Below are 24,719 nucleotides of genomic sequence, written 5' to 3' on the forward strand. Positions count from 1 at the left end.
TCAGGCACAAGCTCAGCGGACACATGACAGATCCTGCCGACACAACACCCAACTGCCAAGCCCCACAGCGAACTTCATTCTGAAACGATCAGTTAGTAGCGAGAGTCTCGGCGATCCTGCGCAGCCAATCGCGCACGGTTCCTTCATCGAATCGCGGATCGTACTCGGCGCCTGCTTCGTCGAGCCAGACATCGGCAAGAGCCTCCTCGGTCGGCTCTGATTCAAGCAGGGCCACGATCTCGGCCCGCAGCGCCTCGACTGTATCGGCGGATTCGCTGTCACGGAACACCTCCACGACACAAAGCGGCGTTTCGGCTTCCAGGCCGAAATCCTGGTGAAAATAGGCCTGGGCGAGGTACGAAATATATGTGTACACGGTTATTGCTCCGGATAAGAGGTGAGGATTCTGAATCCACCACCGGGCTGGGGGTTTCGTACTAGGACTGTCCTCGCCGCAGATGGCGTCGCGGTGGAAATCGGTCCAGGAACCTTCCTCGTTCCATTATTAACTCGGATGGTTCCGTCACTCGCCGCCATTGGTGATTTAATTACAAGCCTGTTCCCCATCGATGTTGCGTTCTGTGTGTTGACTGGCAGCCCTTGGTTGAAGTTTCTGATGTCTTGCGCATGTGCGGCAATATTATTGCCCGTTACCTTCTCTGCCGTTATTTGGTCAGGGAACGTCGACGAGGACTTGGGGGGGGTTTTATTGGCTGGGCCGGGTATAAAACGCTGGTCCAGGGCTGCTTGCGACTTGCCAACGTGCTTGCCAAGCGTGTGACCAGCACCTCCGCCTCCCCCGGCAATACCTTCGTGCCGGGTGAGGTCGACACCCGTGTTTGACTGGTTTACCGGCGTGTTCAGGTTATTAAGCGTGCCAACTACGGTGTTGCCACCCTGGTTCGTGGTCGAGGAGGTCGAGGCGGTGTTGCCACCCTGGTTCGTGGTCGAGGAGGTTGAGGCGGTGTTGCCACCCTGGTTCGTGGTCGAGGAGGTCGAGGGTGCAGCGACCGGGTTGGGGGCTGTCGAGGTTGAGGGAGCGTTACCGCCCGGGTTGGAGGGTCTGGTGCCGCCCGGGTTGTTGGAGCGTGTGGGGCCGCCCGGGTTGGGGGCTGTCGAGGTTGAGGGAGCGTTACCGCCCGGGTTGGAGCGTGTGGGGCCCGACCCCTTGGTGGGGATCGGTGGTGGGTTGCCCCGACCTCTCCCCGCCAACCCGCCCGCCAGCCCGCCCGTCAGCCCGCCCAGTGCACCCGCGCCCAGGATGGCCCCGACGTTGAGCCCTTCACCATTGAGAACTTGAGTTGCCGCTTCCCCCGCCGCCGATGCCGCGAACTCTTCCCCGGCCTGCTTGGCTATACCGCCGGCGGACCCGCTCAGCGGCGCCCCCACCGTCTTCGTTTCGTCGAAAGTGGACTTGATTCCCTTGATGCTGCCGCCGGCGTTCTGCGTGATCTTCGGGAACACTTTCGTGGCGGCACCCGAGGCGCCCTTGAGCAGAGCTCCGCCCGGGACCAGGCCGATCAGGCCGACGGCGAAGTCACCCAGACTGAAATTCCCCGTTGCTATGGCAGTTACTTGCTCCAAGGCGAATAGCGCGCCGCCGAGCAGCGCACCTGCTACCGGGAAGAAGATCGCTGTGACGGCGATCAGAATACCCAGAAGGATCTTGACAAAGGGAAAATCCGCGAAGAAGTCGTTGATCTTCTCGAAGATGCTCCGCTCCGGAATGGCCTCACTCGCTGCCCGTTCCAGCACCTCCGCGCACCGCGCCTGAGCACTCTCCCGCATTTGACGGGCTTGCTGAGCCAGACTCCTGGCCGCGTTCAACGCGTCCTGCCCGGCCTGGATATCGTCCTGCCGCTGCGTGGCCGCGGCCCGCTCCTGGTCGGTCGGACTCTCCGGCAGCGTCACCGGCGTCTGGTTGGCCTGGGGCGCTGCGGCGGTGGCCTGGTCCACCGCCCGGTCGAAGGTCTCCTGCGCCTCTTGCAGCCTGGGTATGTAGTCCACGTAAGCCTGTGCGGCGTCTTGATAGGAAGTGGCGGTCCTTCGCAACTTGTCCGGCAGATCGTCTCCGATCACCTCGGTCAAGGCATCCATCGCCGCACCCCGGCCACGGGAGATGTCACCGTCCCGCTTGAGGACATTGAAGGCCTTTTCCGCCGCCTCACCCGCATCGCGATAGCGTGTGATCACACCCTGGATGAGGTCTGGATCGCCAGGAGTGGGGTCGTTGTCCATTCCGACCAGCTCGAAGTCCTGCGGATTGGAATGCCGTCGCGCCATTTCGGTGCCCTCCCCGGAGACATGGGGCTGTGCTCCCGCGTGCCGTCTGCCCCCGGGCGCAAAGCCGTCGCGGGGCCACCTCACGGCCTCGCGTCCGATACACGAAGTGGTGGGGTCGTAGGGTTCACGCCGGTTCACGCGGCCGAGGCCCAAAGGCCCAGGGCGACGACATGCCCGCCTCCCGCGAGGTCATGAGACGTCTCTGACTCCGTCCTGCCCGCGGGTGCGTGGAGTCGGGACGGGTCACGGGCATCGTCCCGGCGCACTGCCGTACTCCCCCGCCCTCAGCGCTGACTCCCGGCCCGGACGGGTGGCCCGCAGTTGCCGTCCGTGTGCCGGGCACCGTGGACGATCACGCAACTTCCCCAGACGCTTGATCATGGTCTGTTCGGTGGGCGTCTCCTACCCTCGACAGCAGCGGTACCGACGGCCGCGGCCGCACCGTCCACGGGGCCAACACGGATCGGTGGAAGGTGGAACATGCGGTACGAGCAACTGGGCGCGACAGGGCACCGGAGGCACTGGCCCTGGGCGCAACTCCGGTAATAGTGATCGCTGCTCTTGTGGCGGCCCCCGTTTCCGCTCCGCCTCCGCCGACTGCTGTGCACACTTCGGAGGGAACGCGAGACAGCCGTGGAGGAGACTGCGGTCTTCACCCGGCGTCCGGCCTTGGCCGCCCACCTCACCCACCAACATGTCCGCGTTCCCGAGCCGACGCATCGCGCGTTCGCCGGGACCGAGGTCGAGCAGGCCCACGCCGAGGCGCTTGAGCCCGGCGCCGTTGGGTCAGCCGGACCTGAGAACCGGGGCCGGCGAGAGGGGTTACCCACATGCGTTTCGCGGTGCTGGGCCCTGTCAGGGCGTGGTGTGGCGACACCGAGTTGGAGCTCGGTCCGCCCAAACAGCGCGGCCTCCTCGCGCTTTTGCTCATCCAGCCCGGCCATTTGGTAGCCGTCCAGGAGATCGTCGACGCACTGTGGGGACAGGACCCGCCGGACAGTGCGGTCAATGTGGTGCAGCGGCACATCGGCGCGCTACGGCGGTTGTTCGAACCGGGTCTTCCGGCGAGAGGCACTTCGCAGTGGCTGCCACGCTGCTCCGGTGGCTATCGCCTGCAGGTGGATCCCGACTCCGTTGATCTGGTGCGGTTCAGAGCCATGCGCCAGGAGGCCGGCCGGCTGGCGGAGAGCGGGAAACCGGCCGAGGCCACGGAGCTGCTGATCCAGGCCCTCGCCCTGTGGAGGGGACCCGCGGCTTTGGGAATCCCGCCGGAGGTGAGGGCGTGCCCGGGCTTCACCGCTGTGGACCGTGAGCATCTGTTCGCCGTCAAAGAAGCGGCGGACTGCGCGCTGGCTGCCGGTCCCGGGCTCAGCGCACGGGTGCTGGTCACGCTCAGACAGGCGGTCGCACAGCAGCCGCTGGACGAAGCGCTTCAGGCCAGGCTGATCGTGTTGCTGGCGGCCACCGGCCATCAGGGGGAGGCCCTGGACGTCTACCGGACGGCACGTACCCGGCTCGCGGAGGAGCTTGGCCTGGACCCGGGTCCTGAACTGCGGGCCGCCCAGAAACAGGTACTGCACCAGACCGATCCCGCGGGCCCGGCGGCGACGGCTGCCGACGGCGCACGGTTCGTCGTCGGCGAACGCATCGCAGAGCCGGACGACGCAGGGGTGGGATCCTCGCAAGGCATCACCGTCACGACACGGCCCGCCCAACTGCCTGCGGACCTTGGGCCCTTCGTCGGCCGTAGCGACGAACTCCTCAGGCTCCAGGCGCTGTTGCCGCCGACCGGCCAGACGCCGTCGGCGGTGCTGGTCACCGCGATCGGCGGCATGGCCGGGAGCGGCAAGACCACGCTCGCCGTGCATTGGGCCCATCAGGTCGCCGACCGCTTCCCGGATGGGCAGCTCTACGTCAATCTTCGCGGATTCCATCCGACCGGTCCCATGGTGAGCCCCGCAGAGGCGATACGGTCCTTCCTCGATGCGTTCGCAGTGGCGGCGCACCGTATTCCCACGGGTCTCGACGCGCAGGCCGCGCTGTACCGGACGCTACTCGCCGAACGGCGGGTGCTGGTCGTCCTGGACAACGCGCGGGATTCCGAGCATGTGCGCCCGCTGCTGCCCGCGTCGGCCGGCTGTCTGATCCTCGTCACCAGTCGCAACCAACTCCACGGTCTGGTGGCCGGCGAAGCCGCGCACTCGGTCACCTTGGACCTGCTCAGTCAGGCTGACGCCCTGGAATTCCTGTCTCGTCGGCTCGGTACCGACCGGGTCGCTCGCGAATCCAGCGCGGCTGCCGAGATCGTCGCACGGTGCGGGCGCCTGCCACTGGCGCTGGCCGTCGTGAGCGCCCGAGCCGCGGTGAACCCGGCGTTCTCCCTCTCCTGCATCGCGGCCGAGCTGCGTGCGAGCCAGGGCAGCCTCGACGCTTTCGCCGGTGAGGTGCCACTCGCGGATGTGCGCAGCGTGTTCTCCTGGTCCTACGACGCCCTCACTCCCGATGCCGCGAGGCTCTTCCGGCTGCTGGGTCTGCACCCGGGACCTGACAGCTCCATCGCCGCGTTGGCGAGCCTGGCGGGCCGGGAGCCAAGCCAAGTCCGGCCGTTGCTGACGGAGTTGGCAGGCGCCCATTTGGTGTCCGAGACCCAGCCGGGTCGCTTCGGCTGCCATGAACTGCTGCGCGCTTACGGCGCGGAGCTCGGCCAAGCACACGGCTCGGGCGGGAGTTGAACGAGGCCCAGGTACCGGATGCTCGACCACTGTCGGCACAGCGGGGCTGCGGCGGACTGCTCACTCGCGCCCGTACGTGAACGCGTCGAGCTGCAGCCGCCTGCGGCGCGTCCGGCAGTGGAGCGGTCCGCCGACCAACACGCGCCCACTCGCCGCACCTGCGTCGGGGCAGTGCGCCAACTGCCCAGCGTCACACGGCCATTGCGGAGAAGCAGCGTGATTCCGCTCGGACGTAGGAACGTCAGAAATCCGTCAGCGTTCCGGCAGTGGCCGCTGCTTACGCTCGCCGCGGACCGCATTCACAGGGACCACACCGCGATTGCCACGAACCACGTGCTGGCGGGCGGCCATCGACACCCGAAACCGGGTCGGGCCGGCCTGCTTCCTTCGCGCCATACGCCCTGCGGCATCTGTACGACTTTCCATCTCGGGGACTGAACCATGAACATGATCACCGCTGCGGACGCCTCGACGGCCGCACGCCAGAGGGATCTGCTGCACACGCTGATCTCCGACCACGCGAAGGTGCTGCTCGCCTACGTCGAGAAGTTGCTGAACGATCGCCACGCCGCGGAGGACATCGTCCAGGAAACACTCATCCGCGCCTGGCATCACCTGGAGCGGCTGCACAGCACCGAGGGCTCGCTACGGGGCTGGCTGCTCACTGTGGCCCGCAACCTGGTTGTCGACCGGCTACGCAGCGCCGCCCACCGCCACGAAACCGTCGGCGCCGAGGAACGCGACATGGCTCGGCCCGATGATGCCGACGCCGTGATCGTTCGGGCCGAGGTGACATCCTTGCTGCGGCAACTGCCTTACGAGCACCGTGAGGTGCTGCTGCACACCTACCTGGGCGACAAGACCGTGCAGGAGACGGCTCGGATACTCGGCATACCGGCAGGCACCGTCAAATCCCGTCAGCACTACGCGCTCAACAGCCTACGCGCGAAGGCGAAGACAGGCGCGGGCACCCGCGCGCGGTAGGCCGACCTCCAGCCCGGTCCTGCCCATACCGGTGTGCACAGCGCACGGTGGGCCGGGCCGGGCCGTCCGCTTCGCCACGGGCAGATGAGTCACGCTGGAACGGTCAGCTTCACATCCAGCGCCGGGATGTCCACATCGCCGTCGGCATCGGTGTACCAACGCCAGTGGGCACCGCTCACCTCGCCGCACACGAGCCCCGTCCAGCCCGCACCGCCGGGTCCGCACAGCGCGGCCAAGTCTGCGGCCTCCTGCCCGGTCGGGGTGCCCGCCACGACGACGAGCCCGATGACCGGGCGCCTTGATGCGGCTGCGCGCACCGTGCCGTGCACCGCAGTGGACGGCGTGGCAGCCGGAAGCTGGGCTCGGCCGAGCTGTGTCAGGCCGGCAGGAAGGGCGAGAGGAGGAGCGCCGTCCGCGCCGCGCAGGACGGTCACCGGTGTGTCCGGCCGGATGCGCGCGATCTCCACCAGCACGTTCCGCACCACGTCGCGGGCCACGTCGTGATCACCGGTCACGCTGAGGACACCGTCGAGTCGGCTGAGGTCCACGAAAACGGCCTCGCCCTCGGTGTCGGTCCCCACCCGCACCAGGCACGTGGCGGAGGTCGCCGCCAGTGATGCCGCACCACCGTCCACCGGGCCGTCCAGCCAGCCGCCCCCGGCGGTGGCGCGTCGCCAGCGTGTGCTGTCGACGTTCCGCCAGGGAGCCTCCAGGGCGTCGGAGGCCGACAGCCACACCATCGCACCGGCGTTGTCGACACGCAGTGCGTACACCGGGGTCTCCGGTCGCGGCCGTCCGACCGAGAATTCGGCGAGCGTGCCGTACGCCCGCCGTACCGACTCGGCGTCGGTGGCGAACCGCCGTCCCATCGCACGGCGCAGCATGAGCCGCCGCCGCCGCTTGACCGGGGCACCCATCCCACGGACCGCGCGCATCACGGCGCCGTACGCCCTGCGCACCTTGCGCCTGCCCACGATGCCCGCGGTGACCAGCGCCAGGACGATGGCACCGAGCGCGGCTACGGCCGCGGCCAGCGGAATGGTGAGCATGGTGGACCCAGCGGCAGTCGTGCCGTTGCCGCCGCTGGGCGCACCCGCCCCGTCCGGGGCGGAGGAGGCGGTTCCCTGGTTCCCGGTGTCCCGGGCCTGCCGCACATCGGGCCCCGAGGCATCCGGTGGCAGCCGCAGAATCCAGCCCGGACGCAACTGGTCGGCCGCGCCGTTCAGCGCACCGCCGTCCGGCTGAGCCAGACCGCGGTTGAGGTCGAGTATCTCCCCGGCCCGTGAAGGGTCGCCCAGCGTGCCGACGGCGATGGAAGTCAGGGTGGCCGGCTGTCCCCCGGTCTGTGCGGGGTCCTGGACCACGAACACCTTGATCAGCTCGTCACCGTCCGCCGCGGACGCAGACGCGGCCATGCTCAGTGCTGCGAGGCAGCCGATGAGGAGGACAGCGAGGGTACGCAGAGCGGTTCGCGCCCCGCGGGTTGCCTTGTTGACTCGCGGGCTCTGCGAGGGCGGTGCACCGGTGCCGTTGCTCATGTTGTCCGTCCACGTCTTCTGGTGTGCCTTCCGGATCCACGGACTACACGGAGCCACCCGGTCGAATCGTTCACAAGAGAATCTGAACCTTCGACAGCTCCGGTTCCGTGTACCTGGCGACCACACCTGAGACGCAGTTTCATCGGGACGATCGCCAAGGTCGCGGACTCGATCAGCAAGAACCGGCAAGGCCGGGCAGCGGTGACGACAACGGCCGCCAGGGCGCCCAAGCCCCACAGATCTCCGTCCCGAAGGGATGGACCGCACCGAACAACCAGTAAGGAGTACCAAGAGATATGCCCGCATACACCGTCAACTCGGACGAGACCGCCTCCACTTCGCAGGCCCTGCTCAACGACTTCTCGCAGCTGCAGGACAAGCTCAACGAGGTCAGGGGCAAGATCACCACCCTGCTCGCCAACGGCTACAGCACGCCGGCCGCCCAGCAGAAGTTCTCGCCGTTCTTCGAGGAGTTCGCCAGGGGGTTCGACCAGGTCAACCAGTCTCTGCAGGGAATCGGTCAGTACGTGAGGAGCGTCGGTGACGCGTTCTCGCAGACCGACGACCAGCTCGGCTCGAACCTCGGCTGACTCACGGCCCGCCCGCAGCCGGGCGTCCGTCACCACACCCCTTTCGCCCGAGAAGAAAGACGATGAGCCGTGCGATTGACCGTCAGCGTTCGTGACCCACAGGTAGAGGGGGCGTCCACCACGGTCGCCGTCGACACCGAACCCTCCGCGCAGGCGGGCCGGTTCGCGGCGGAGCTGGCACGCGCCGGCGGGTACGCAGGTGCCGCGGAACCGACGCTGTACGTCGGTTCCGACCCCGTCGACCCGCAGGTCACGCTTCAGGCGGCCGGGGTGCGGGACGGCATGGACCTCGGGCTCGGCGCTCCCCTTCCACGGGAGCCCGAGCCCGAGGGCCGCACCGAGGTCCGGGTGGTCTCGGGGCAGGGCGCGGGAACGGCCTTCCGCCTCGTTCCCGGCGACTACGACATCGGCAGCACCCCGACGTGCCGCATCCGGCTGGCCGAAGGCGCACCGACGCTCGCCGCCCGGGTACGGGTCCGGCTCGACGGGAGCGCCGAGCTACTCATGACCGACATGGCGCTGCTGGACGGCAAAGCAGTGCAGGGCGCGTCCCCCTGGCGAGAGGGCAGCCAACTGGCGGTCGGGGACATCCTGCTGGAACTGACGTCTCGCCGTTCGACCGGGGCACCGTTGACACCGGCGCAGGACGGCCTCGGTCTGGAATTCAACCGGCAGCCACGCTTCCTGCCGCCGGCCGCCGGCGCCAAGCTCCGGCTGCCGACACCACCGATCAAGCCGGACAAGCGGCCCATCCCACTGCTGCCGATCCTGTTGCTGCCGGCCGGCGGCGCGGCGATCGCCATCTTCGTCACCCAGCGGTGGGCCTTCGTCTTCATCGCCCTGCTCTCGCCGATCGCCGCGCTGGTCACCCAGTTCGGCGGCCGCAAGCAGGCCATGCTCAAGTACCTGGAGAAGAAGGAGGAGTACGAGGGGGCGCTGGAGCGGGCGCGTGAGGACATCGACACCGCCGTACTCGAGGAGCAGCACAACCTACGGCTGTCCCTGCCGGATCCTGCTGCGCTGCTGCAGATGGCCGCCCAGCCCTCGGAAAGGCTGTGGGAGCGCCGCTGGCAGGACCCCGACTTCCTGTCCGTACGAGTCGGCACCACCGACCTTCCGTCAGCGCTGAGCGTCGACGACCCCACCCAGGACGAGAACCGGCGCACCACGGTACCCCTGCTCAACCAGGTGCCCGTCGCAGTCCCCCTGCGCAAGGCCGGAGTCGCAGGTGTCGCCGGCCCCGGAGCGGGCCGGCTCGCCCGATGGATGGCGGCCCAGGCCGCCGCCCTCCACAGTCCCGCCGATCTGCGCATCGTCGTGCTCGGGGGACCGGACGGTGAGCAGGACTGGTCCTGGACCCGCTGGCTGCCGCACGCCCAGGCGCAGGGCGAGGACGCGTACGCGCTGGTGGGCAGCACCGCCGAGTCCCTGGCCCGGCGCATCGGCGAGCTGGGCCAGATCGTCTCCTCCCGCATCGCGGCCGGGCCGGACCTGACCCGGGGCGGGGTGAACGGCTACCCCGACATCCTGGTCGTCCTTGAGCAGGCGCGCCGGGCACGGTCCCTCCCGGGAGTCATCGCCCTCCTGCGGGACGGTCCGTCGGTGGGCGTCCACACCATCTGCATCGACCGTGAGGAGCGGTTGCTGCCCGAGGAATGCGGCGCCGTCGTCGTCACCGATACCGGCGCCACCACGTCCAAGGTCCGTACCGGAGCCGGTGCGGCACTGGAGAACGTACGGACCGACTCGCCGGAGTCCGACTGGTACGAACCCTTCGCGCGGGCGCTGGCTCCGCTGCGGGGTGTCGGTGACAGCGACGAAAGCACGCTGCCCGGCTCCGTACGCCTGCTGGACCTGCTGAACATCGAGCCGCCGACGGCGGAGGCGGTCGTGGCCGGCTGGTCGCTCAAGGGCCGCAGCACCAGGGCGGCCCTGGGCGTCGGCTACGACGGGGAGTTCGCCGTCGACCTGGTCCGGGACGGTCCGCACGCGCTGGTCGCGGGAACGACAGGTTCCGGCAAGTCGGAGCTGCTGCAGACCCTGGTGGCCACGCTGGCGGTGGTGAACCGGCCTGACGAGATGACGTTCGTGCTGGTCGACTACAAGGGCGGCAGCGCCTTCGCCGAGTGTGCCGACCTGCCGCACACCGTGGGCCTGGTCACCGACCTCGATACACAGCTGGTGGAGCGTGCCCTGGTCTCGCTCGGTGCTGAGTTGCGGCGCCGTGAGACGCAGCTGGCGCAGGCGGGCGCCAAGGACATCGAGGACTACCTCGACAAGCGGTCGCGCGGCGGCGACGTACTGCCGCCGCTGCCGCGGCTGCTCCTGGTCATCGACGAGTTCGCGTCCATGGTGCGCGAACTGCCCGACTTCATCTCGGGCCTTGTCAACATCGCACAGCGCGGCCGCTCCCTCGGCATCCACCTGGTCCTGGCGACCCAGCGGCCCGGCGGCGCGGTCACCCCGGACATCCGCGCCAACACCAACCTGCGGATCGCGCTGCGCACCACCGACACCAGCGAGAGCCGCGACATCATCGACGCACCCGACTCCGGAGACATCTCCCCGGCCAACCCCGGCCGCGCCTACGCCCGGCTCGGCCCCTCGGCCCTGCTGCCCTTCCAGGCCGGCCGGGTCGGCGGCCGTCGGCCCGGCGCGGCGACGGTACCGGCGGGCGCGGAAGTGCCGGTCCGGGCGCAGGCGATCTCCTGGCGCGATCTCGGTGGCCCACTGCCCGTCGGCCGGTCCCGCGGCGGTTCCGGCTCCGCACAGTCGGAGGCCGTCACCGATCTGGCGGTTCTGACGGCAGCCATCGCGCGGGCGGCCCGGCTCGCCGATGTGTCCCGGCAGCCGAGTCCCTGGCTCCCGCCGCTGCCCGCGCTGTTGGAGTGGACCGCGCCGCCCGCGCCCAAGCCCACCGCGGAACGACAGGCAGCGCTGCCGGCGGTGGAGTACGGCATGGTCGACCTGCCCGCGCAGCAGAACCGCTCGCCGTTGGTGTTCGACCTGGACCGGACCGGCCACCTGCACGTCATCGGGTCGCCCCGCAGCGGACGTTCCCAGACGCTGCGCACCCTGGCCGCCGCGCTCGGACAGACTCACGGCGCCGACGACGTACACCTGTACGGCATCGACTGCGGCAACGGCGCGCTCAACGCGCTGACCGCGCTACCGCACTGCGGCGCCGTCGTCGACCGCAACCAGGTCGAGCGGCTGGGACGGCTGCTGGACCGGCTGGGGGCCGAACTGACCTCCCGGCAGAGCGTTCTCGGCAGCCAGGGCACCGCCGACCTCACCGAACTGCGCCGCACACAGCCCGCACACGAGCGGCTGCCCCACATCGTGCTGATGGTCGACCGCTTCGAGGTCTTCGAGCGCGAGTTCACCTCGTACGACAACGGCAGCTACATGGAGCGGATGATCCGGCTACTGCGTGACGGCGCGGGCGTCGGGATTCATGTCGTGCTGGCAGGCGACCGGGTGCTGGGCAACAGCCGGTTCTCCGGTACCACCGAGGACAAGATCGTCCTGCGGCTCAATGACCGCCAAGACTATTCCAGCGTCGGCATCCCGACCCGGTCGGCACCCTCCGATCCCCCGCCCGGGCGCGGGATCCGCACCCAGGACCTGAGCGAGGCGCAGATCGCGGTCCTCGGCGACGACCTGTCCGGCGCCGCCCAGGCCGAGTTCCTCCTCAACCTGGGCCGCGAGCTGACCGAGCGCGAGGCCGGTGTGCCGGCCGCGTGCCGCGCTCTGCGGCTGGACGTGCTGCCCGACCGGATCTCGTACGCCGACGCGCTCGCCCTGCATACCCGCAGCGGTCCGATGCGGCCGCTGGTCGCGGTCGGCGGCGACACCCTCACCTCGCTCGGCCCCAACTTCGCCGACGTGCCGACCTTCGTCATCGCCGGACCGCCGCGCACCGGCCGCAGCACCGCACTGCTCACAGCCGCGCACTCATTGCTGGCCGCCGGGGCGGGCCTGATCGTGCTCGCCCCGAGGCGATCACCTCTGCGCAGCCTGGAGGGCCGTCCCGGGATCGCCGCGCTCATCACCGACGCGGAGGTGTCGGCCGCCGAGTTCCGGCAGGTTCTCGGCACCGTGCCCGAGGAGAGCGGGGTGATCGTCGTCGATGACGCCGAGCTGTTCATGGGAGCCGAGATCGACTCGGACCTCGCCCTGTTCGCCCGAGGCGGCGCCGGCAACGGGTGGGGCATGCTGGCGGCGGGCAACGCCGAGTCGCTGTCGCTGAGCCTGGCCGGCTGGATGGGCCAGGTCAAACGCAACCGTACCGGCATGCTGCTGTCACCGCAGGGCCTGGCCGACGGTGACGTCATCGGCGTCAGGCTGACCCGCGGTGTGGTCGGTCAGGCACCTCAACCGGGCCGGGGTCTGCTCCACCTGGGCGACGGATTGCTGCGCACCGTACAGGTGCCGCTGTCCGAAACGGATTCCTGACCCCCGTGCCGGAGGTGCACCTCCGACCCCCCACGGGGGTGCACCTCCCCGTTCGCGGGACCGAAAACCTCTCGGCCCGCTGCGGAAATAACCGAAGGGCGGCCGGATGCCTCATTCACCGGCCGCCCTTCGGCATGGGGCGCCCCACAGGGGCGTCATCGTGAGGTGGGGGCTGGAAGAAGCCCGAGGCGAGACCTGACGGGGCGTCGCAGACAGAGGGCCGGTCGACCCGGCCCTCCTACTGGCTTCGTCCTTCGACGATCAGTCAGCCTTCGGCGCCGTCGCCGGGGGCCGTCGCGACCTGGGAGCCGTCCTCCGCAACGAAGCGGAAGGTGCTGGTGATCGCGTCGAAGAGGTCGTACGCCTCGTTCTTCAAGGGCAGGTTGGGGCTGGCGAGGGTGACCGCGAGAAAGTCCTCGCTGGTTCCCGGCACCGGCATCATCGTGTGCATCGTCAGCAGCTTCACATCGATGTCCCCGGTCAAACGGGTCACCTCGGTCCCGGTCACGCGCGCCACAGTGCCCACGTGCGGCAGGTTCACCGAGGCGATGACCCGGTCCTTCGGCGCCACACCAGTCACCGAGGAGACACCCAGCTGCGCGGAAAGCACCGGCAGCGTCAGCTCCTGACCCTTGGGTGTGGTGACGGCGAAAACCATGCCGTACGCCATGAAGAGGCCCTCGGGATACATCGTCGCCGTCCCCATGGCCAGCAGCGCTCCGTGCCGGCGCGCCGCGCGGGCGATCTCACGGCCCTGCCGGAACATGTCGTTGACGCGGGCCTTCTCCCCAGGGCCCTGGACCGCTGCCAGTGCCTGTGCGCGCGTCCTGACCAGCACCTCTCCGCTGAGATCGATCTGATCCCACGGGTCCGGGACGTCGAGCAGAAAACGTTGTGCTTGCCTCACTGTCCGCCCCCACCGGCTTGGAGATTCGCCACAGCGTCCTGATCGGTCTTCTCGAAGGCCTCCAGGATGCTTCCGATGGCGTCCCTGACGCCCTTTACCTGCCTACGCAACTGCTGCTTGCCGTCTTCCCACTTGTCCTCGAAATCTTGAGCCCTGCCGCGGCCCAGCTCGGGGCCGAATGCCGCCTCGAAGTCGAACGTGTTCCGCCCGATGTCGATGAAGTCGTGCACGAAGCCCAACATGTCCTGGGCCTCCTGGAGTTCTTCTCCCGGTATGTTGACGTCTGAAGCCATCCGAACCCCCTCGCTTGCAGTGCGGTGAGGACTCACCTCCGCGTACGACACGTGTCCGGCGGGCCGGAACGTTCACCGCGGGCGGTCCTTTTCCGGAGGTTCACCAACTGCGTCGAACCTTTGCTGCCTCCTGTCTCGTGTAGCAGGCATGACATCGCTTCGCACCGGTCTGCTTTCCCGCGGCATCACCGCACGCCGCCCCGTCCACCGCACCGTCGTCGCGTCCGCTCTGGTCCTGTGCGGCGTGGCGGGCGTGTCTGCCTGCGGCAAGACCATTCAGATCGGCGACGCCAGTCCGAGTACCGCTTCCTCGGCGTCCGCTGCGCCGTCCGCTGCGACGCCCTCGCCGGCCACGTCGCCGAGTGGGAACACGGGGAACAGCGCGCTGCAGGTGGTCGACACCTCGGCGCAGGAAGCCGGCGAGACCGGTAAGGGCGGCACCGTCGTCGGCGCCGCCGTCCAGGAGGCGCCGCCCCGCTGGATTCAGCTGTCGGCGGTGACAACGCCGACGCTCGGCTCACCGCACTTGATCAACATCAACCAGGCGGCGTTGTACCGCTTCGACGAGGACACCGCCCAGCCGTCACAGTCGAACTGCAACGACGCCTGCGCCACGAAATGGCCGCCTGTGACCATCCAGAAGGGCGGAAAGGTGTACTTGGCCGGCGTGCAGCACAACCAAGTCGGGGCCATCCGCCGCCAGGACGGCCAGATCCAGATCACGGTTGGCGGGTGGCCCGTCTACCGCTTCTCGGGCGACGCCAAGCCGGGCGACCTCAACGGCCAAGGCGTCGGGGGCACATGGTTCGCCGTGGCGCCCACCGGCGAGAAGGTCACCCAGTAGCGCTCCTCGCGTCATTCATGGATGCGAAAAGTCGCGGTTATGTCACCAAGCGGTGCGTGGTGAACCCTGCCGTGGCCGGAGTCCGTGTCAAAAGTGAAATCGCTTCGGAACAGCCGCAGCGAGCCATCATCTATCCGTCGGGGGTCTTCTCGATGTTCCATGCACGTACCGTCTTTGCTTCTTGTGCCGCGCTGAGTGTTCTACTGCTGTCGGCTTGTAGTCACAATGAAGGAAAGGGTGACTCCAGCGAGTCGTCTTCTGCCGCTGCTACCGGGGCCGATCTTTCGTTCCGGGATGGCACAGCGCGCCAGAACAACGCGGAGGCAAATACCGGCGACTTCGCGGCTACTGCCGCACCTGCGGCCGCCGCGAAGAAGCCGGTGGTCCGCAAGTGGGTGCAGTTGTCGGCCGGCAAGGCCGGTGCGCTGAATCCGGTGGTGATAAACGGAGCGGGATTCACGCTGTACCGGTTCGACAAGGACACCGCGAATCCGTCGAAGTCAAACTGCTTCGGTGAGTGCGCGACCACCTGGCCGCCTTACCTGGTCGCCAAGGGCGGGCGGGTCTTCGTGGACGGAGTGCCGAAGTCGTCGATCGGTTTCATCCAGCGGGACGGCGCCCTCCAGGTGACCATCGGCGGTTGGCCGATCTACCTCTTCAACAGGGACCTCAAGCCCGGTGACACCAACGGCCAGGGCGTGGGCGGCACCTGGTTCGGAGTCACTCCCGACGGCCAGAAGGCCGGCAACGCCGGCGGCGGTCAGACGGGGACTTCTGCGAGCCCGACCTCCCCTCCGGCGACCGCCGGCACCTTCTTCAACAGCCCGAACTTCGGCGACCCCTCCCAGGGCGTGGCCGGCCCGGGCTGCCAGGCCGTCCGTTTCTCGGGGTCGCTGCAGATCAGTGGCTTCGCCAAGATCTGGGAGGGCGACAACTGCACCGGCAAGTCGGTGACCGTCGAGAAGAACGTGGCTGACCTCTCCGCCATCGGGCTCAACCAGGTCAAGTCCATCCGCTTCTTCAACTGACGCCCTACGCCTGACGGCTCACTCCAGGGCGAGCGGGACACGGCTGTCGTCCTCACCCCGCCCTGGAGCATCCGTCCCCAGAGAGGTTCCCCCGATGCACTCGTCACGCCTGTCGCCATGGGTACTCGCCGGCCTCACGGTTCTGATCACGCTCCTGGCGGCCGGCTGCAGTCAGGGTCAGCGCCAGTTGCCTGCCTTCTCCAACCCGGTGGTCCCCGGTCTGTGGACGCCGGACCGGATGGCGGAGGCGGAGAGCATCGACAACCCGGTGGCGAACGACTTGGGTGAGGATGCGGGAATCTCCGACCCCGAACCCAGAGCGGTCCCAGCGGCGTCCGAGAAGACGCCGTACCGTGACAACGCGGCAGTCATCGGGAAGCTCTTCTTCGATACCCCTGACGGACCCAGTGTCTGTTCCGGATCAGCGGTCGCGGATCCCGCCCGTCCCGGTGCGTCCAGTCTGGTGTGGACGGCGGGCCACTGTGTGCACGCGGGGGCCAACGGCACCTGGTTCCGCAACATAGTCTTCGTACCGTCGTACAACGACGAGGCTCTGGAGGGTGCGGCGAGGGGCAACGCCAGCCAGGGACAGGTCGCGCCGTTCGGTACCTGGTGGGCGGACTATGCCGAAACTTCGGCCCAGTGGATCGAGCAGGGCGGCCCCTCCGGAGGCGACGGTGCAGCCTTCGACTTCGCCGTACTTCACGTGCGCCCGCCGGACAGCAGCGGCGCGACTTCCCTGCAGGAGACAATCGGGCAGGCGGCGCCCGTGTGGTTCGACGCACCTTCGGCGACACGGATCCCGGCAATCAAGGCGTGGGGCTACCCGGCCGCGTCACCGTTCGACGGCGAACGGATGTTTTCCTGTCAGGACCGTCCCGGGCGGCTGTCGGTCAACGCCGACCAGCCCACGCTGTACCGGATCGGATGCACTATGACCGGAGGCTCCTCGGGCGGAGGCTGGTTCGCCCAGAACACTGACGGCGCGCTCGCCCTGGTCAGTAACACCTCCATAGGCCCGGCCGACAACACGTGGCTTGCAGGGCCACGCCTGGGAGCAGACGCCAAGAGGGTCTACGGCGCCGTCAGCGACAGATTCTCCTCCGGCGGGAAGTGAGATGTGCCTGGAGGCTGTGCGAGCAGTACCGCACAGCCTCCACCCTGCTCCGCCCTCATGGCAGGATGGGAAGGCCGCTCCACCGAGTAGACCATGCGCTCGGTCGCGAACCGCGCCGAGACCAGCCGCTGCATCGACGCGCTTCGGCACGGACTCCCGCGAGATCCAGTACCGCAGCAACCTCAGCGGACTCGTCCCGGTCGTCTGTCTCCTCCGCAGGTGGCACCGAACGCGCGGAAGACGGCCGGCAGGGAGGGTGAGGTTGCCGCCCACGTGGGCTCGTCGAGCAATGGCTCGGCCGGAACCCGCCGCGTCGTCACCACGTGCCGAAGTCGGCGCCCAGGTGTGTCCCGGCCCAGTGTTCGGGCCCGGGCTCGATGCCGGCTGTCAGACAGGCGATCTCGACCGGTGGTGGAAGGAAATCGCCGCTGTCCCGGCGGAACTCGCCCAGGCCGATCTGCCGCATTATCGGCACCAGCGCGTCCGGGGCCGCGCCTTCGCGCGCGGGCGCGCCGCTGTCCAAGAGGTCGGAGTCGTCCTCCTGGTACACGGCGACCGGTTCGTTGAACCGGTACCAGGCGAAGTGGCGTTCATCGTCGAAACCCTGGTGGTAGACAATGGCCTGGGTCCGCTTCGACATCTGTCGCGCACGTTCTACGCCTTCGATCCCGCAGGGCTCGATCACCATGACCCATTCGCCGACCGGCACGGCCAGCGCGCACTTGATCAATTCGCCGCTGTCGGGGAACGCGGCAGTGACAACTTCGTTGTAGGTCATCGGTCCGACCGTCCCGGGACCGGCGCCCAGCCGAAGCAGGGCCTCCCTCTCGTCGACCTTCTCCACCCATGTAATGGTGTAGGGCCCATTGAGGTCCAGCAGCTCGAACCAGTCCGTCGCCATTCCGCTGCCGACCGGGCGCACCGGCCTGGCGTTCTCCTCCGCCTCGCGGCGGGCGTACTCCCGTTCGAGTTTGGCGAGCCGAGCTTCCTCGGCAGCTGTCCTGCTGTCATAGATCTCGGAGCCGTCGGCACCCAACAGGACCAAGTCGCCCTCGTTGCGCACGACCACTGCGGAAACCACGTACGACATCGGATCCAGCAGGAAACGGCCGGTCCACCTCTGCAGGACTGTGGAGTCGGTGCCCGCGCGCAGCACACCGTCCCGCCCGAGGGAGATCGCCGCACCGGGCTTTCCCACCTCGCGCGACCACACGCGTCGTTCCCTGCCGTCATCGGACATCGTATGGAGCAGCGTCTCGCCCGCCGATATGTGGGTCAGCGTGTACCGGCCGTCTGAAGACACGATCGAATCCACCAGGACCTCGCCCCGCCGCAGCCGGTCACCGCTCGCCGGCCCATACGCGCCCAACTCCTCCGCGCTCAGGGGGTCTCTGCTCCAGCGCGGGTGACCGTCGGTGTCCACCAGGACAAGACGTCCGTCGTCCCTGACCATCGCCGCGACCACCTGGCGATCGACATGGCCCGAGGACCACACACGAGCCCCCGAGGATCCTTCCAGCACCAGAAAGCCCTGAGGGAGAAGGGTGAGCCGCCCTGGCGCCGAGACCGGGGGGCCGATTTGCCAGACATCCCGGCCGGCGCGGTCGTCCCGCAACACCAGCGTTCCGTCGGCGCGATGCTGCACAGCGTATGCGCCGTTTGACGAGACGAGGGACTGCACATACAGAGACTCCCCGGACTGCAACACAGTCTTGTCGTCGTTGTGCATGGTGATCTCCGGTCGGTGCGAGCCCTGTTCAGAGCGTGGTGGAATTCTTGGTCCGCGTCAGGGCAGGTCGCGCAGGGTGGTAGGCATGGACCTGGTCCGGTCGCGCCGGGGGGTCTGGGCCAACTGGCGTGGGCGGCATCCCGGGTCGACCGACTCGCGCAGGCTCGACCATATGCCGTCCGCTCCCACGACCACGTCGTACCGGCCGACCCCGCCGTCGCTGAAGTCCACGTGCGCACCGTCGTCGGACTGCTTGAGCGTGCTCAGGGTGACCCCATGGCGGACGGCACCCGCACGATGTCCCGCAGGGACGCATGCAGACCGGCCCGGTGATGCCGACGCAGCCGGCCGTGCCTCGCCACAGTTCGGCCATGTCGATGTCGGCCAGCACCCCGCCCCTGCCGTCCATCAGCCGCTGACTGGGCACAGGGGATCCCCATTCCTTGAGATGGTCTCCCAGTCCCAGCACGGTCGGCGCGCGGACGCACATCGACGAACATTCCCTCGCGGTCGAGCGCGGCGGCGGTCGCCAGGCCGGCGATTCCCGCTCCGGCTACGAGGACTTCAAGGTGACTGGGCACAGGGATCTCCTCCTGTACTGCTCTCGGAGGTACGTTCAGCACTACGGCCTGTTCCGCAGCCGGGTTCTCGGTCACCTGTTTCCGGCGCACCACAGGCGACGTTCCCTCCTCACCGCACCAGCAGCGCGCGATGATCGCCTTGCCGCGTTCGGCGGCGGCTGCCGCTCGTGGGCTTCCGCGATCTCCTCGGTCAGCCGGCATCGCGGACCACCCGCGGACCGATGCGGCTTCCGGGGCGGTGGACTGCGGCAAGGACGCGGCGGGTCCTCATCCGAGAGCTTCCTCTAGGTCCGGCGGCGGTCGAGCATGGCTTCGGCACGCTTGCTCCTGGCCACCGATCCGGGTGCTGTGCGAAGCACGGCGACACGTCGATGAGGACCTGGGGCACTTGGTCGTGCCTGGCTCGCGCCCGAGTCAGAGCTCGGAGATGTGAGGGTCAGTGAGCTGTTGCGTGAGCGCGACGCCGGACACGGGCGCTGACCTGGGCGGCCGTACAGCGACGGCGGCTGCGCCGCTCCGGCGGGCACACCGGTCCTGTGCTGCGCGAAGGTGCGTAGTCGGGCCCTTCCCCGAGCCTGGCTGTGGGTGCGGCACTCCACGACGGGCGAACCGCGACGGGCGTACGGCCGACTTCCGCCGTACGCCCGTCGCGGTCGGCGGGTCAGGAGGGCAGCGGCAGGCGGTCGGCAGGCCGGCCCTGACCCCAGTCGGGATAGGGGACCGGCTGTGCGCTGACCGCGTCCAGTTCGGCGAGGTCCTCCTCGGTGAGGACCAGGTCGACGGCAGCGAGGTTCTCGGTGAGCTGGTCGGGGCGCTTCGCGCCGACGATCACACTGGTGACTCCGGGCCGGGCGAGCAGCCAGGCGAGCGCGACACGGGGCACACCCACGCCATGCCGCGCAGCGACTTCACGGAGCACGTCCACGATGTCCCAGCCGCGGTTGCGGTCCACGGGCGGGAACTCGGCGAGGGCACGGCGCGCGGTCTCGTCGCTGGAGCCGTTGCGGTCGAACTTGCCGGACAGGAACCCGCCCGCGAGCGGGCTCCACACCAGCGTGGCCAGCTTCTGGTCCACCGCCATCGGCAGGATCTCCCGCTCGATGTCCCGTCCAGCCAACGAGTAGTACACCTGCTGGGACACGAACCGCTCCAGCCCGCGCACCTGCGAGGCACCGAGAAACTTCATCATCTGCCACGCCGCCAGATTCGACGCGCCTATATAGCGGACCTTGCCCTGCCGGACGGCGTCGTCCAGAGCGGCCAGCGTCTCCTCCACCGGGGTCAGCGGATCGAAGCTGTGAATCTGGTACAGGTCGATGTGGTCGGTACGCAGCCGGCGCAGGCTGTCCTCCAGCGCCCGGGTGACCCACAGCCGGGACAGACCGAGGTCATTGGGACCGGTGCCCATACGGGCGAAGAGCTTGGTCGCGAGCAGCACGTCACGACGCCGTGAGCTCAGTACCCGGCCGAGGATCTCCTCGCACTCCCCCGCCGCGTACATGTCGGCCGTGTCGATGAGGTTGACGCCCGCATCCAGAGCCAGGCCCACGAGTTCGTCCGCGGCCTTGTCGTCCAGTCCACCAACGACGCTCCATGGCGGTTGGGCCCCGCCAAATGTCATCGCACCCAACGCTATTCGGGATACGAAGATCCCCGTGGAGCCCATTTGCTCGTACTGCATGTTCCGCCTTCCGGTGATCCGTGCGCTGGTCGCTGACGGCGCTGAGGCTGTCCGCACGGCTGTTTGCCACGCTATGGGCGGCCAGCCTGGCAGACCATGATCAAGCGTCCGGAGTACTTGCGCAGTCGTCCATGGCAGCCGTCGAACGCAAGGGGGCCATCGGCCAACCCTTCAGCCTCGCGATCGTCTGTGGACCCCAGGGTGGATCACGAAGGTCGGCCGCAACGCAGGCGACTACGAACGCCTTTATGGATCGGCCGGGCCGGGAACTTGGTGATCGCCGGCCCGAGCGGCACAGGGAAAAGCCACTTCACCGAGGGACTCGCCCCGGCCGGGATCGAGAAGGACCTGCGAGTGTCTTGGTTCACCCTGGAGACGCTGAACGCCGCCATCGCCAAATCGAAGGTCGACTGGTCCACCGCCCGCACCGTGGCCCGGATCTGCCGGGCCGATTTGATCGTCGTAGATGACATCGGCCTCCTAGCCCAGGTGTGTGGCCAGTGGTGTTCCTGGGGGTGGGGGTCAGTTCAGGGTGACCACTCCCTTCCCGGCGAGGGCCTCGGCTAGGCGGAGCGAGTCGCCGGTGGTGGTCACGAGGTGCCGGTCGGCGAGGACGCCGCCGAGGCGTTCTACCGCAACATCGATGCCGCCTACGAGCGTCGCTCCATCGCGGTGACCAGCAACATCCCCCTTCGGGCTTCGACACGATCATGCCGAAGACCCTCGCGGGCGCGAGCACCGACCGCCTCATGCACTACGCTCCCGGCTACGCCATCCTCGGCCCCCGCGCCACCCGTGCCTCCGGCACGTTCCTGCCCCGCGTCTTCTGGCTTCTCCCCCGTGACAGGGACCGACGGCCCGAGGGCCTGTACGCCTCCGGCGCGCCCTCCGAGGCCATCGCCCCCGCACTCTCGCTCCCGGCGTCAAGGGCTACAAGACCCAGCGCTCGGAGGGCTGTCCTCCCTCCGATGCCATGCGCGAGCTCAGGAAGACCCTCCCCAAGTTCTGACCGGATCGGCACACCAGCACCTGCCGACAGAACTGACTGACTATCAGAAAGCAATGTGACTTCCATCGCGGGCCAGCAGCATGCGAGACGTTCTCGGGGGCCTCCCCACGCGGTGTTCCGTTCTCGGGGACTTTCCAGTCGCCACCCGCGCGCCGTCCCGGCCGTTCGGGCCTCGGCGTGCACCGAAAGGCTCGGTAGATCCCTCATGCACACCACGTCGTCCTCGACCGATGCCCAGAAGGACGAGATCCCCGACGAACGTGCCGCCTCCTCATACCGCAGCACCACGCACCACGCAGCAGCCTCCCGGAAGGCGGTCGCGCACAAGGATCAGGCCTTCATGCAGGCGATCAGTGCGGCCGAGGAGGCTCACCTGCTGCGCTTCGCCAACACGCTCACCCTGGGTGACAAACACAGTGCGGAGGACCTGGTCCAAGAGGCATTTCTCCGAGCCTGGCGGCATGCGGACCGGCTGGTCTCCACTCAAGGCCTGGCGCGTCCGTGGCTCTTCACCGTCGTTCGGCGGCTGGCCATCGACTCGCTCCGGGCCCGTCGTGCGCGCCCTGTCGAGGTGTCCCCGTCGGCCCTGGACACCGACGTGGTGTTCGACCCCGGAGAGAACTCGCTGACCGCGCATGTACTGAGGCAAGCGATGGCCGAGCTGCCCCCATTCCACCGTGAGGTATTGGTCTACCGGTACTACCTCGATCAGAGTGTCGAGGACACGGCGGCAGCACTGGCCCTGCCGATCGGCACCGTGAAGTCCCGTACCAGCCACGCGCTGAACGCCCTGCGCCGAGTCTTGACGTCCCAAGGACTTCAGTCATACCGGTGAGAAGCCCTTGCAGGTGCTCACGTCGGCGTCCGATCGCCATCCGGGGATCCTCATACCTCTGTCCGGATCGGCTTGCCCAGCAACTCGGTCCCCGGTGTGGCACCGCTGCGGCATGGAGGCGTGGCACAGCCCTGCGGGGGTGGGCCGCTGATTGCGTGAACGTGATCTCGAACCGCCCCCGGCCGCCGTTGTGGTCAGCACGCCGTCGATCCTGCTGCCCTGAAGCCGGCGCCGTCGCCGGAATCCGCGTCCATCTACCGGGATGCAGATGGCTGCCACGTTGCCTCACCTCGTCGCGTGGTCGCGCCGAAGCCCGGACGGACCCAGAGTGCAGGAGCAGTGAGGACCCTTCGCGAGGGAGACTCATCCGATGGAACCGGCCGTCTGGTTCTGGGCGTTCGTGTCGACGAAGGCACGGGCGACGGAAGACAGGAACTTGCTGACGCCCTCCAGACCCTGAAGAGCATCCCTCGTTCCCATGTTGTACTCGTTCCAGTACGGCCTGAATCTGGTCTCCGAGCCAGGCGTACTGTACGCGGCGGCAACGACATCGGCCATCCTGGTGTCTGTCCCCAGGAGCCCCCGCCGGAGCCTCTCCCTCTGATTGCGCGGCCAGTGCGCCGCCTCCTCGATGCCCTCTGGATCCATCCTTCTCGGAACAGCCATTGGGGTTCCTTCCGCATCGGGCTCGCGACGGCGTCACTGCTGTAACACCCCTGACTACGCGGCGACAGAACGGCAGGTTCTCCGCACTTCTCGGCAGGAGGACCGCGGCAGCGAAACGGGTCACGGTTGTGTCTCGGAGTCATGTGCTCAGAACCCCGCAAGAGCCGGGCCCGTAGCAGGGGCTGATCGCTTCGGAACGTCCGGAGCGACATGACCAGCAGCATTCGGGGGTATCTCTCCATGTTCCGCACACGAGCCACTGCGCTCGCCTCTCTCGCGACCGTGGGTGTCCTGTTGCTTTCCGCCTGCGGCGGAAATGACACCAACGACGCGGGCGCATCCGCATCGTCCTCCGCATCCGGGGCGGGCGATCTGTCCTTCCAGAACGGCACGGCGCGGCAGAACAACGCGCCTGCGCAGACCGGTGACTTCGCGCCCGACGCGGCACCCCCTGCGGCGGCCAAGAAGCCGGTGGCCCGCGAGTGGGTACAGTTGTCGGCCGGCCGCGCCGGACAACTGGACCCGGTCGTGGTCAACGGGGCCGGCTTCACGCTGTACCGGTTCGACGAGGACACCGCCGACCCGTCGAAGTCCAACTGCAGCGGGCAGTGCGCCACTACGTGGCCGCCGTATCTGGTCGCGCGCGGCGGCACGGTCTTCATCGACGGGATCGACAAGTCCGCGATCGGCTTCATCGAGCGGGACGGCGCGCTCCAGGTCACCATCGGCGGCTGGCCCGTCTACCTCTTCAACAAGGACACAAAGGCCGGTGACACCAACGGCCAGGGCGTGCAAGGCACCTGGTTCGGCGTCACGCCGGACGGCGAGAAGGCCGGTGGCGGTCAGCCCGGCGGCGATGCCGATCAGTCCGGAGCCGACGCCGGTGCCGACGCCGATCCAGAGGCCTCGCCCGCGGGCAGTGCCACCTTCTTCCAGGGCGCGAACTTCGCCGACCCCTCCCAGGGAGTGGCAGGCCCCGGCTGCCGCAACGTCCGCTTCTCCGGCTCGATCCAGGTCAGCGGCGCCCTCAAGATCTGGGACGGCCCCAACTGCACCGGTAACGTGAAGGTGGTCAGCGGGAATGTCCAGGATCTCTCCGCCATCGGATTCGCCACGGTGAAATCCGTCCGCTTCCTCGGCTGACACGCACAGCGCCAGACGCGCGGCCCGCCTGCTCCGAATCCTTGGGGGCGGGCGCCGCCGCCACGCTCTGTCGCACCTTCTGAGCGGAAGCTCGGACTTCTGCGTTTCCCCCCGCCCTGACCAGGGCACAGGTGCGCCGTCTCGGCATGAGCCCGCGCATCCCCTCGCACTCGCACGCCCCGCCGCAACTGCCCCGGAGGAGAAAAAGCATGAGCCGCAGCGACGTCCTCGTCGACGCCGACTGGGTCCAGGACAACCTGGACGACCCCAACATCGCGATCGTGGAGGTGGACGAAGACAC

Annotated in this window: 19 protein-coding genes and 3 pseudogenes; 13 read left to right on the plus strand and 9 right to left on the minus strand. The window is 68.5% G+C overall.

Annotated elements, in window-relative coordinates:
- Nucleotides 1-88 precede the first annotated feature (88 nt).
- Together ACZ7M7_RS44295 and ACZ7M7_RS44300 are read right to left on the minus strand one after the other, a co-directional pair.
- On the minus strand, nucleotides 89-376 hold the full coding sequence (locus tag ACZ7M7_RS44295; RefSeq protein ID WP_472127456.1) for a contact-dependent growth inhibition system immunity protein: 288 nt from the start codon (nucleotides 374-376) through the stop codon (nucleotides 89-91).
- 2 nt (nucleotides 377-378) lie between these two features.
- Complete coding sequence (locus ACZ7M7_RS44300; RefSeq protein WP_472127458.1) at nucleotides 379-2,283, minus strand: RNase A-like domain-containing protein; 1,905 nt, start codon at nucleotides 2,281-2,283, stop codon at nucleotides 379-381.
- Between the two features lie 830 nt (nucleotides 2,284-3,113).
- Here ACZ7M7_RS44300 and ACZ7M7_RS44305 point away from each other — a divergent pair.
- Nucleotides 3,114-5,015: an AfsR/SARP family transcriptional regulator gene (locus ACZ7M7_RS44305; RefSeq protein WP_472127460.1), complete on the plus strand. Its 1,902-nt coding sequence runs from the start codon at nucleotides 3,114-3,116 to the stop codon at nucleotides 5,013-5,015.
- A gap of 441 nt (nucleotides 5,016-5,456) precedes the next feature.
- Entirely contained in the window at nucleotides 5,457-5,999 is a 543-nt protein-coding gene (locus ACZ7M7_RS44310; RefSeq protein ID WP_472127462.1) for a sigma-70 family RNA polymerase sigma factor, read from the plus strand.
- An 89-nt stretch (nucleotides 6,000-6,088) separates the two neighbouring features.
- Here ACZ7M7_RS44310 and ACZ7M7_RS44315 read toward each other — a convergent pair whose 3' ends face one another.
- Entirely contained in the window at nucleotides 6,089-7,537 is a 1,449-nt protein-coding gene (locus ACZ7M7_RS44315; RefSeq protein WP_472127463.1) for a hypothetical protein, read from the minus strand.
- A gap of 296 nt (nucleotides 7,538-7,833) precedes the next feature.
- On the opposite strand from ACZ7M7_RS44315, the gene ACZ7M7_RS44320 reads away from it, so the two are divergent.
- Both ACZ7M7_RS44320 and ACZ7M7_RS44325 read left to right on the plus strand, forming a co-directional pair.
- Nucleotides 7,834-8,127, plus strand: coding sequence for a WXG100 family type VII secretion target (locus ACZ7M7_RS44320; RefSeq protein WP_381625966.1), 294 nt, complete (start codon nucleotides 7,834-7,836; stop codon nucleotides 8,125-8,127).
- A 75-nt stretch (nucleotides 8,128-8,202) separates the two neighbouring features.
- Entirely contained in the window at nucleotides 8,203-12,585 is a 4,383-nt protein-coding gene (locus ACZ7M7_RS44325; protein WP_472127465.1) for an FtsK/SpoIIIE domain-containing protein, read from the plus strand.
- Nucleotides 12,586-12,850: 265 nt separating this feature from the next.
- On the opposite strand, the gene ACZ7M7_RS44330 is transcribed toward ACZ7M7_RS44325, so the two are convergent.
- On the minus strand, nucleotides 12,851-13,492 hold the full coding sequence (locus ACZ7M7_RS44330) for a hypothetical protein (protein ID WP_472127466.1): 642 nt from the start codon (nucleotides 13,490-13,492) through the stop codon (nucleotides 12,851-12,853).
- Nucleotides 13,489-13,785, minus strand: a complete 297-nt coding sequence (locus tag ACZ7M7_RS44335; protein ID WP_472127468.1) for a hypothetical protein — start codon at nucleotides 13,783-13,785, stop codon at nucleotides 13,489-13,491. Before ACZ7M7_RS44335 ends, ACZ7M7_RS44330 begins: the two co-directional genes overlap by 4 nt.
- A 148-nt stretch (nucleotides 13,786-13,933) precedes the next feature.
- On the opposite strand from ACZ7M7_RS44335, the gene ACZ7M7_RS44340 reads away from it, so the two are divergent.
- The 3 genes from ACZ7M7_RS44340 to ACZ7M7_RS44350 all read left to right on the plus strand — a co-directional run bounded on the left by ACZ7M7_RS44340 (nucleotide 13,934) and on the right by ACZ7M7_RS44350 (nucleotide 16,774).
- A complete protein-coding gene (locus ACZ7M7_RS44340) occupies nucleotides 13,934-14,629 on the plus strand; it encodes a hypothetical protein (RefSeq protein WP_383632017.1) in 696 nt (231 codons plus the stop codon).
- Nucleotides 14,630-14,685: 56 nt separating this feature from the next.
- Nucleotides 14,686-15,657, plus strand: a complete 972-nt coding sequence (locus tag ACZ7M7_RS44345) for a hypothetical protein (RefSeq protein WP_472127470.1) — start codon at nucleotides 14,686-14,688, stop codon at nucleotides 15,655-15,657.
- 238 nt (nucleotides 15,658-15,895) lie between these two features.
- Nucleotides 15,896-16,774, plus strand: coding sequence for a trypsin-like serine peptidase (locus ACZ7M7_RS44350; protein ID WP_472127472.1), 879 nt, complete (start codon nucleotides 15,896-15,898; stop codon nucleotides 16,772-16,774).
- A 316-nt stretch (nucleotides 16,775-17,090) separates the two neighbouring features.
- Here ACZ7M7_RS44350 and ACZ7M7_RS44355 read toward each other — a convergent pair whose 3' ends face one another.
- From ACZ7M7_RS44355 to ACZ7M7_RS44365, 3 genes are all read right to left on the minus strand, one after another.
- Nucleotides 17,091-18,503, minus strand: a complete 1,413-nt coding sequence (locus ACZ7M7_RS44355; RefSeq protein WP_472127473.1) for a DUF6461 domain-containing protein — start codon at nucleotides 18,501-18,503, stop codon at nucleotides 17,091-17,093.
- A 57-nt stretch (nucleotides 18,504-18,560) separates the two neighbouring features.
- Complete coding sequence (locus tag ACZ7M7_RS44360) at nucleotides 18,561-18,734, minus strand: hypothetical protein (RefSeq protein ID WP_472127475.1); 174 nt, start codon at nucleotides 18,732-18,734, stop codon at nucleotides 18,561-18,563.
- 1,011 nt (nucleotides 18,735-19,745) lie between these two features.
- Nucleotides 19,746-20,765 carry an aldo/keto reductase gene (locus ACZ7M7_RS44365; RefSeq protein ID WP_472127477.1) on the minus strand — a complete coding sequence of 340 codons (1,020 nt, stop codon included), beginning with the start codon at nucleotides 20,763-20,765 and terminating at the stop codon, nucleotides 19,746-19,748.
- Nucleotides 20,766-20,861: 96 nt separating this feature from the next.
- Between ACZ7M7_RS44365 and ACZ7M7_RS44370 the strand changes: the two genes are divergently transcribed.
- From ACZ7M7_RS44370 to ACZ7M7_RS44385, 4 genes and pseudogenes are all read left to right on the plus strand, one after another.
- Complete coding sequence (locus ACZ7M7_RS44370; RefSeq protein WP_472127479.1) at nucleotides 20,862-21,332, plus strand: ATP-binding protein; 471 nt, start codon at nucleotides 20,862-20,864, stop codon at nucleotides 21,330-21,332.
- Nucleotides 21,333-21,365: 33 nt separating this feature from the next.
- Nucleotides 21,366-21,526 (plus strand): annotated as a pseudogene (locus ACZ7M7_RS44375) (ATP-binding protein); the annotation flags it as partial.
- Nucleotides 21,527-21,529: 3 nt separating this feature from the next.
- Nucleotides 21,530-21,774, plus strand: a pseudogene (locus ACZ7M7_RS44380) (DUF6009 family protein); the annotation flags it as partial.
- 205 nt (nucleotides 21,775-21,979) lie between these two features.
- Complete coding sequence (locus ACZ7M7_RS44385) at nucleotides 21,980-22,609, plus strand: sigma-70 family RNA polymerase sigma factor (RefSeq protein ID WP_472127481.1); 630 nt, start codon at nucleotides 21,980-21,982, stop codon at nucleotides 22,607-22,609.
- Between the two features lie 363 nt (nucleotides 22,610-22,972).
- On the opposite strand, the gene ACZ7M7_RS44390 is transcribed toward ACZ7M7_RS44385, so the two are convergent.
- Nucleotides 22,973-23,275 (minus strand): WXG100 family type VII secretion target, encoded by a 303-nt coding sequence (locus ACZ7M7_RS44390; protein ID WP_472127483.1) that lies wholly within the window; start codon nucleotides 23,273-23,275, stop codon nucleotides 22,973-22,975.
- 210 nt (nucleotides 23,276-23,485) lie between these two features.
- Between ACZ7M7_RS44390 and ACZ7M7_RS44395 the strand changes: the two genes are divergently transcribed.
- Nucleotides 23,486-24,418: a hypothetical protein gene (locus ACZ7M7_RS44395; protein ID WP_472127485.1), complete on the plus strand. Its 933-nt coding sequence runs from the start codon at nucleotides 23,486-23,488 to the stop codon at nucleotides 24,416-24,418.
- Nucleotides 24,419-24,627: 209 nt separating this feature from the next.
- Nucleotides 24,628-24,719 (plus strand): annotated as a pseudogene (locus ACZ7M7_RS44400) (sulfurtransferase); the annotation flags it as partial.

It is taken from the genome of Streptomyces sp. NPDC111606 (assembly GCF_055656945.1).